The following is a 7,971-nucleotide window of genomic DNA, read 5'->3' as shown; positions in this document are numbered from 1 at the left end:
ATTCAGCGGATGGGTGTCGGCCAGGCTGCCCTGCCCGCTCACCGTCACGCACACCGCGGCCTTCAGGGCCTCGGCAACTTCCTGCAGCGCACCGCAGGCGCCGGCGATGACCACGCCGCCGCCGCAGATGATCACCGGCGAGCGCGCCGCCACCAGGCGTTGCGCGGCGCGCGCCACGTCGGCGGGATCCGGCGCGAAGCGCATGGCGGGGAAGCTGCCGTGCTCGGGCTGCGCCCACACGTCGGACGCATCCACTTCCTGCTTCATCACGTCATAGGGAAAGCACAGGTGCGCCGAGCCGGGCTTGCCGGTCGTCATGGCGCGGAAGGCCGCGCGCACCATGCCCGGAATCTGGTCCGCGCGATCGATCGTACGGTTCCACTTGGTCAGCGGGCGGTAGAGCGCCTCCTGGTCCAGTTCGGTCAGGGGATACTTGCCGCGCGAGCCGACGGCCACGTCCGACGTGATGCCCAGCACGGGAATCGACGACTCGTTGGCTTCGACCAGGCCGGGCAGCAGATAGGTCGCGCCGCCGCCGCTCGGGCCTTCGCACACGCCGACCTTGCCGGTCACGCGCGCATAGGCGTCGGCCATGTAGGCCGCGCTGCGCTCGTCACGCGTCAGGATGTGCTGCATGCCGTGGTCCAGGCGGTACAGCGCGTCGTAAAGCGGCAAGGTGGTGTCGCCGCACAGGCCAAAGATATGTTTGACGCCGTTGTGTTGCAGCATCCGCACCATCGCTTCGGCGCCGTTCATGTGTTCCATGTCATCTCCACGTAATTCGGGAGCCGGGCCGGGGCGGCAGTCAGCCGCCCCATTGGCCCGACGCCGGTCAGTTATCCAGATTGATGTTGCTGCTCTTGATGAAGGCGCTCCAGCGGTCGTACTCCGACTTCACGTACGCATCCAGCGCAGGACCATCCGATGCAACGATTTCAAAGCCCGCTTCCGTGATCTTCTTCTTGATCTCGGGATCGGCCAGCACCGCCTGGAAATCGGCCGTCAGTTTCTTGACGGTGGCTTCCGGCGTGCCCTTCGGGGCGAACATGCCGCTCCACGAATACGCGACAAAGCCGGGGAAGCCCGATTCGGCCACAGTGGGCACATTGGGCAGTTCGGGCAGGCGCTTTTCGCCGGCGACGGCCAGCGGCTTGATCTTGCCGGCCTGGATCTGGCCACGCAGCGCGGCAAAGCTCAGCCACGTCATGTTGGCCTGCCCGCCGACGACGGCCTGAATGGCCGGTCCGCCGCCGCCATACGGCACGTGCAGCAGCTCAACCTTCGACAGCCGCTTGAGCTCTTCCGGCGCCAGGTGGTTCAGCGAGCCCACGCCCGTAGACGCATAGTTGAACTTGTTGGGCGGCTGCTTGGCGGCCGCCGCCAGGAACTCCTTCAGGTTGTCCCCAGGTACGCTCGGATTCGCACCGATCACCAGCGGAAAGCGCACCGTCTGCCCGATGGCGACGAAATCCTTGAAGGTGTCGTACGGCAGCTTGGGCTTCACGGCCGGGTTGATGCCGTGGTTGTCGAAGCTGACCAGCAGCGTATTGCCATCGGGCTCAGCGCGCGCCACGAACGCCGTGGCGATCTGGCTGGCGGCGCCCGGACGGTTCTCGACGACCACCGCGCGGCCGCCCATCTGCTGTGACAGGCGCGGCTGCAGGATGCGCGCCAGGATGTCGGTGCTGCCGCCCGGCGGATACGGCACGACGAGAATCAGCGGCCGTTCCTCGGCCATCGCCGGCGCGGCGACAAAGGCGCCCCCGGCCGCGGCCAGCGTGCATACCGCCGCCAGCGCCCGCTTGATCGTTCTATTCATCAGTTTTCCCCTGCTGTTGTGGTGTTGGCCGGCACTACCGTGGCGGGTTCGGCCTGGTCCCGCATGTAAATCGTCGAAAAGCCCGTGCGGATGACGTCGGTGATCTGGTCCAGCCGGCGGCCGATATGCGCACTGATGAGGCCGGGCAACGCCTCGATGTCGCGCTTTTGCAGCGCGTCCACGATGCGCAGGTGCTCGCCTTGCGTATGGCTGCGGCGCCCTTGCTGCATGTCGATCCAGCGCACGAAATGAATGCGCGCGTTGACGCTTTCCAGTGCGCGCACGAATTCTTCGTTGCGGGAGTAGCGGGCCAGCGCCAGATGAAAGGCTTCGTCCAGTTCCAGCAGCCGGGCGGCATCGCTGTCGTCGGGCTCGTCACGCGAGCGTTCGACGAAGGCGCGCAGGCTGGCCAATTCGTCGTCAGTGGCGCGCTCGCAGGCTGCACGCACGATGCCGGCTTCCAGCACCGCGCGGTATTCATAAAGACTGTGGATCTGCTTGGCGTCCAGCAGGCGGGCAATGAAGCCGCGATTGACCGCGCGCGTCAGAAATCCTTCCACCATCAACTGGTTCAGCACCTCGCGCAGCGGCGTGCGGCTGACGTGCAGCCGGCGCGCTAGCTCGACCTCGTTGATGCGTTCACCCGGCTTGAACTCAAAGCGCACCGCCATCGCCTTGACGGCGCCATACAACTCGGCCTGCCCGGCCGAGGTGCGGGCCGCGCGGGCAACAGGGGTGGCTGCAGGTTGGGAGAGCGTCATACCGGATCGCCTGTGGCAATGCTCCAGTCGGGATGAAGTGCATACTAAAGTGCATACACTTTGACCGGCAACCCGGGTTTGCCCCAGGCGCACACCCGTTTTCACGTTTGTCGCCGACGGCCGCCTCGTGAGCGGCAGGCATGAAAAAGCCCGCCAGGCGGCGGGCTATCGGCAAGCAGTCGGTGCGTGGAAGGCTTACAGCCCGGTATCCAGCGTGTAGTGCGCGCCGTCGCGATTTTCGAGGGTAAGCGTGGACAGGACAGGCGTCTGCGCGGTGTCATCCTGCTGGACATGGATGCGCAGGTTGGCCAGCGGCACGTCCCAGCCGCCGTTGGCGGCTTCGGCGGTCACGCCGGCCACCAGCGCCAGACGTTCTGCCACCCCGCTGGCGTCCGCCGCGCGCGCATCGATGCGATGCAGGCTGCGTGCGCCATTGGGATGCGCCATCAGCTCGGGCGACCAGACGCACTCGGGCGTCAGATGACGGCAAAAATACATGCGAATGCCGGGCAAGGGCTGCTCGGCGAATCGCACGGTATGGAAACGGGCCTGGACTTCCTGACCGTCCAGCATGGCCGGACGGGTCAGCTCCTGCACAGGATTGACGGCAAAGCCGGCGTCCTGCAGCCGCTTGTAGGTGGCCTCGGCGTCATAGGTCCGGAACACCAGCGCTTCCAGACCAAACGGCGAATCGGCAATTTCCTTGCGCGCGGGCGGTGCGCCGGGCGGCCAACCCAGCAATTCGACGTACGTGCCTTCCAGCACGATCAGGCGATTGCACGACCCCAGGTTGTGCACAGCCTTGTCGCTGAGATGAAAACCCTGCCGCTCGTAATGGGGCGCCAGCGCATCCAGCCGGTCTCGCACCATGACGACGGCGTGGTCGAATTCAGTGCGGCCGACAGAATGCAGCATGAAGGCTAACCCCTTTTATCAGACCAGCTTACCGTGGCACTGCTTGTACTTCTTGCCGCTGCCGCACGGGCACGGATCGTTGCGGCCGACCTTGGGCAGTGCGTTGCGCGCGGGTTGCGCACCCGTTTCCTGCGCATCGGACGCCAGCGCCTCGTCGTAGTCGGAGTGGTGATACTGCACGTTCTGCACGTGCGATTGCGCCGCTTCGGCTTCGGCCTGCTCAACCTGTTCCGACGACTGCACGCGCACCGTCATCAGCACCTTCACGACGTCGTCGCGCACGCGTTCCAGCATGCCCGAAAACAGTTCGAAGGCTTCGCGCTTGTATTCCTGCTTGGGGTTCTTCTGCGCATAACCGCGCAGATGGATGCCCTGACGCAGGTAATCCAGCGCCGACAGGTGCTCGCGCCAGTGCGTGTCGATCGCCTGCAGCATGATCGAGCGTTCGAACTGCGACCACGATTCCTCGCCCACCTGGTCGACCTTGGCCTGGTACGCATCACGCGCCGCGGCCACCACGCGTTCGCGCAGTTCTTCGTCGTTCAGGTTGGGTTCTTTTTCCAGCATCTCGGTCAGCGGCAGATGCAGGTGCCAGTCGGCTTCCAGCGCCTTCTGCAGCGCGGGGATGTCCCACTGTTCTTCCACCGATTCCGGCGGCACGTACGTGTTGAACAGATCGGTCACCGCGGCGTCGCGCAGGTTCTGCACGGTGGCGCCGACGCTGGCGGCTTCCAGCACGTCGTTGCGCTGCGAGTACAGCACCTTGCGCTGGTCGTTGGAGACGTCGTCGTATTCCAGCAATTGCTTGCGGATGTCGAAGTTGCGGCCTTCGACCTTACGCTGCGCGGTCTCGATCGAGCGCGTGACCATGCCGGCCTCGATGGGCTCGCCCTCGGGCAGCTTCAGGCGTTCCATGATGGCGCGCACGCGGTCGCCCGCGAAGATGCGCATCAACGAATCTTCCAGCGACAGGTAGAAGCGGGACGAGCCCGGATCGCCCTGGCGGCCGGCACGGCCGCGCAGCTGGTTGTCGATACGGCGCGATTCATGGCGCTCGGTGCCGATGATGCGCAGGCCGCCCGCGGCCTTGACCTGATCGTTCAGCGGCTTCCATTCGGCGCGGATCTTTTCGATGCGCGCGGTCTTCTCGGCTTCGGACAGCGTTTCGTCGGCGCGGATCAGGTCGACCTGCTTGTCGACGCTGCCGCCCAGCACGATGTCGGTACCGCGACCGGCCATGTTGGTCGCGATCGTGATGTGGCCCGGCTTGCCGGCTTCAGCAACGATCTCGGCTTCGCGGGCGTGCTGCTTGGCGTTCAGGACCTCGTGCGGCAGCTTGGCCTTCTTCAGCAGGCCGGACAGCAGTTCGGAGTTCTCGATGCTCGTGGTGCCCACCAGCACGGGCTGGCCGCGCTCGTGGCAATCGCGGATGTCTTCGAGGATGGCGTTGTACTTTTCGCCGTCCGTCTTGAAGACCTGGTCGTTCTGGTCTTTACGGACCATGGGCTTGTTGGTCGGGATGATGACCGTTTCAAGCCCGTAGATTTCCTGGAATTCGTACGCTTCCGTGTCGGCCGTGCCGGTCATGCCGGACAGCTTTTCGTACATGCGGAAGTAGTTCTGGAACGTGATCGACGCCAGCGTCTGGTTCTCGTGCTGGATCTTCACGCCTTCCTTGGCTTCGACGGCCTGGTGCAGACCATCGGACCAGCGGCGGCCCACCATCAGGCGGCCCGTGAATTCGTCCACGATCACCACTTCGCCGTCCTGCACGACGTACTGCTGGTCGCGGAAGAACAGGGTGTTGGCGCGCAGCGCCACCATCAGGTGGTGCATCAACGCAATGTGGCGCGGGTCGTAGAGCGATTCGCCTTCGGGCAGGATGCCCAGACGGGCAAGAATGCCTTCGGCGTGTTCGTGGCCGGCTTCCGACAGGTAGACCTGCTGGCTCTTTTCGTCGACCCAGTAATCGCCTTCGGGTTCCGGCTCCTGCGGCTTGGGCTCGTGCGCCATGCGCGTCAGCAGCGGCGGCACCGCATTCATGCGGACGTAGAGTTCGGTGTGGTCTTCGGCCTGGCCGGAGATGATCAGCGGCGTGCGGGCCTCGTCGATCAGGATCGAGTCCACTTCGTCGACGATGGCGTAGAACAGCACGCGCTGGCGGCGGTCTTCAACACGGAATTCCATGTTGTCGCGCAGGTAGTCGAAACCGAATTCGTTGTTGGTGCCGTACGTGATGTCGGCGGCGTACGCGGCCTTCTTTTCGTCGTTCGGCTGCTGCGGCACCACCACGCCGGTGGACATGCCCAGGAACCGGTACAGGCGGCCCATCCATTCGGCGTCGCGGCGGGCCAGATAGTCGTTCACCGTGACCACGTGTACGCCCTTGCCGGCGATGGCGTTCAGGTAAACAGGCAGCGTCGCCATGAGCGTCTTGCCTTCACCCGTGCGCATTTCGGCGATCTTGCCGTTATGCAGGGCGATGCCGCCCAGCATCTGCACGTCGAAGTGCCGCATGCCGAACACCCGCTTGCCGGCTTCGCGCACAACGGCGAAGGCTTCGGGAAGCAGATCGTCCAGGGAAGTGCCCTGGGCGTGGCGGGAACGGAATTCGTCGGTCTTGGCCGCCAGTTCCGCGTCGGAGAGCGCGGAGATCTTGGGTTCGAGCCCATTGATCTGGGTTACCAGCTTGCGATACTGCTTAAGCAGCCGGTCGTTGCGGCTACCTATGAGTTTTTTGAGCAGAGAAACCATGCGTATGTCGGCCGCACGAGCCACACCACACCCGAAGCGCTTGGGGCAGCGTCACCCGTGACTTGATGTTATTGGTTGAGCGGGGGTCCGCCGGGAAACGAACCAGTTTAACGCACCTGGAGCGTAATAGCCTGGACCTATGACCAGGGTAGCACTGTCGGCCGGTTTGACCGGCCAACCCGCGAAGGGTTCAAGGCGCGGCAGCCTGCGCGACGGCGGGCGGCGCATGCTGAGGCTGCGACCCCAGGAAGAGGCGCGGATCCAGCGGTTGTCCGGCAAGGCGGACCTCGAAATGCAGGTGCGGTCCCGTAGATCGGCCGGAACTGCCGACGCGCGCGACCTGCTGGCCGCGCTCGACCAGATCGCCCTGCTTGACCAGCAACGAGGACGCATGGGCGTAGCGGGTGATCAGGCCGTCGCCATGGTCAATTTCGACCATGTTGCCAAAGCCAGGCGCCCACTTGGCCTCGAGCACCACGCCGCCGGACGCGGCCAGGATCGGCGTACCCGAGGGCGCCGCGAAATCCAGCCCTTCGTGCATGGCCGAGCGGCCCGTCACCGGGTTGCGGCGCCAGCCATACGAGGACGACAGATAGGGGTAATCGGTGATCGGCATGGCGGTCGGCATGCGCGCCTGATCCGCCGAGCGCTTGGTGAGCGCCGCATCCAGCAGCTTCAAGTTGTCAGTCTGCTGCGACAACCGGGCCTGGATCTCGTCGAGCTGCCGGCCCAGCGCCTCGGCCGACGCCGCGCTGGGCGGCGGATGGTCGATAAAGAGGTCGTCCATGACCTGCGTGGCCTCGGGATGCGCCGGCGCCTCGGGCTGCGCCGACGCCAGTTGCTGTGCCAATTCGGGGTCCGTGTAGGCCACGCCCGCCACCTTGGCCACGCGCTGACCCAAGCCGTCGATGCTGACCAGCTTGGCCTGCAGCGCGCCGACCTTCGAAGCCAGCAGGTTCATGTTTTCACGCAGAAAATCGGCGTCGCGCCCAGGCTGCTCAGAGAGCGGCCATCCCATCGTGTGGACGGCGGGAAGGATCGGAGTGATGTATCGTTGAAGCGCTGCGCCAAAAATGGCCGCGGTAATCAAGGCGCCCCCCAGGAACAACGCCAGTCGCGCGCCGCCCAGGGTGAAATGCCCGTCCTGCCCGTCGCGGGCGTGCATAATCACGATCTTCAAGGTTTGCTTCCTAATTCTTTTAAAGCCGGCATGAATAGACCCGCTTCATACCGTCAACGTTCCAGTACCAGCCGGCGCGTAGAAAATACCGCCCTGGGATGGCTGGGTCATGACATGCGGGGCGCCGGTGTATTGGCGACTGCCCGCAAGCATCTGCAAATTCAATACGCGGTGGCGGCAGTTTTGCCCGCCCCGCTGGGTGCTGTGTGCCAGGTCGCCAAGCTGGAAAACCTGTGTCTGCACCTGGTGGTGCCCACCGCCGCACATGCGGCCAAGATGCGTCAATTGGCGCCGCGCATCGCGCGGTCACTGGCGGACCAGGGCTGGAACCTTAACGAAATTGCCATCAAGGTACAAGCGGGGTTACCCAAGCCCGGCGCCCGTCAGCCGCGCCCTCCCACAGAGGCACAACCGCTGAACGACAAGGCCCTGGGTGCGTTCGAAACGCTGCACGGCAATCTGCGGCCAGGTCCGTTGGCCGATGCCGTCGCCAAGCTCTTGAAGCATCACAAGAGTAGCTGAGCAACCCGGCTTTGTCCGGC

7 protein-coding genes are annotated in these 7,971 nt (G+C 64.9%); 1 reads left to right on the top strand and 6 read right to left on the bottom strand.

Features of this window, described 5'->3' with window-relative positions; translation table 11 throughout:
- The 6 genes from B3446_RS11290 to B3446_RS11265 all read right to left on the bottom strand — a co-directional run.
- Nucleotides 1-765 (bottom strand): thiamine pyrophosphate-binding protein (locus tag B3446_RS11290; RefSeq protein ID WP_291381015.1); only part of this gene is annotated, 765 nt, incomplete at its 3' end.
- A gap of 67 nt (nucleotides 766-832) precedes the next feature.
- Entirely contained in the window at nucleotides 833-1,819 is a 987-nt protein-coding gene (locus B3446_RS11285) for a tripartite tricarboxylate transporter substrate binding protein (RefSeq protein WP_175139411.1), read from the bottom strand.
- On the bottom strand, nucleotides 1,819-2,580 hold the full coding sequence (locus B3446_RS11280; protein ID WP_191579010.1) for a GntR family transcriptional regulator: 762 nt from the start codon (nucleotides 2,578-2,580) through the stop codon (nucleotides 1,819-1,821). The genes B3446_RS11285 and B3446_RS11280 overlap by 1 nt, the downstream gene beginning before the upstream one ends.
- Nucleotides 2,581-2,775: 195 nt before the next feature.
- Complete coding sequence (locus B3446_RS11275) at nucleotides 2,776-3,495, bottom strand: VOC family protein (RefSeq protein WP_291381012.1); 720 nt, start codon at nucleotides 3,493-3,495, stop codon at nucleotides 2,776-2,778.
- Nucleotides 3,496-3,513: 18 nt separating this feature from the next.
- A complete protein-coding gene (gene secA, locus B3446_RS11270) occupies nucleotides 3,514-6,249 on the bottom strand; it encodes a preprotein translocase subunit SecA (RefSeq protein ID WP_291381010.1) in 2,736 nt (911 codons plus the stop codon).
- Between the two features lie 190 nt (nucleotides 6,250-6,439).
- On the bottom strand, nucleotides 6,440-7,414 hold the full coding sequence (locus B3446_RS11265; protein ID WP_291381020.1) for a M23 family metallopeptidase: 975 nt from the start codon (nucleotides 7,412-7,414) through the stop codon (nucleotides 6,440-6,442).
- 129 nt (nucleotides 7,415-7,543) lie between these two features.
- Here B3446_RS11265 and B3446_RS11260 point away from each other — a divergent pair, with 129 nt between their 5' ends.
- Nucleotides 7,544-7,951, top strand: coding sequence for a DciA family protein (locus B3446_RS11260; RefSeq protein WP_175125683.1), 408 nt, complete (start codon nucleotides 7,544-7,546; stop codon nucleotides 7,949-7,951).
- The last annotated feature ends 20 nt before the right edge of the window (nucleotides 7,952-7,971 follow it).

This window comes from Achromobacter sp. UBA5777 (assembly GCF_002418565.1).
Taxonomy (GTDB): domain Bacteria; phylum Pseudomonadota; class Gammaproteobacteria; order Burkholderiales; family Burkholderiaceae_B; genus Achromobacter; species Achromobacter animicus.
The sequence above is the reverse complement of the archived record's forward strand: the minus strand, read 5'-3'. Positions and strand labels throughout refer to the sequence as shown.